The following is a 628-nucleotide window of genomic DNA, read 5'->3' on the forward strand; positions in this document are numbered from 1 at the left end:
GTCCAGCGGCCGGCAGCGCCCGCGCAGCCGCCGTCAGCGTCCGGAGCGACGCGGTATATGGCGCTGAAGTTGAATGGCAGACGCGAGGCCAGTTGCTTGCCGTTCTTCTTAAACGAGTACGCAAGGCGATAGATGAACCGCACCTCGCCGCAGCTCGTCTCGTTGCCAAGCGCCGCGAAATCGCGCCGGTCGAGCCGGTTGACGACACCGACAACGCGGAAGCGCGCCGCGTTCGTCTTCAGCCAGCGCATGTCGATGATGCGGCCGACATTCCCGTCGGTCACTTCGTAGAGGGTGCGGCCGCCGGCCTTGATCTCGGCGCGCAACGCAGCAACATCTGCCGCGACTGTCTCAACGAGGGCGTGGTAGGCCGGTGCGGAGTCGTAGAGGGTCTTCAGGTCATCCTTTCCGTCAACACCGAAGAGACCGGCGAAACCGTACCCCTTGGTGTCGAGCTCGGCGAGGACGCGCGGGTCGTCGACGATGGTGACCGGATGACCGGCGGCATGCGCAAATGGCGCAGCGAAAGCCCCCAAAAGAAAGGCCGCGATCACGAGCCCCAGCCGTGTCATCGGATAGTGTTCTGCATCAATTCGCGAAGAACCGGCAGCATGGCCAGGGGCAGGTC

At 64.5% G+C, this 628-nt stretch carries 1 pseudogene; it reads right to left on the reverse strand.

Annotated elements, in window-relative coordinates:
* Positions 1 to 628: pseudogene (locus tag EOA24_RS40185) on the reverse strand (hypothetical protein); the annotation flags it as partial.

It is taken from the genome of Mesorhizobium sp. M2A.F.Ca.ET.039.01.1.1 (genome assembly GCF_003998035.1).
Lineage (GTDB): Bacteria > Pseudomonadota > Alphaproteobacteria > Rhizobiales > Rhizobiaceae > Mesorhizobium.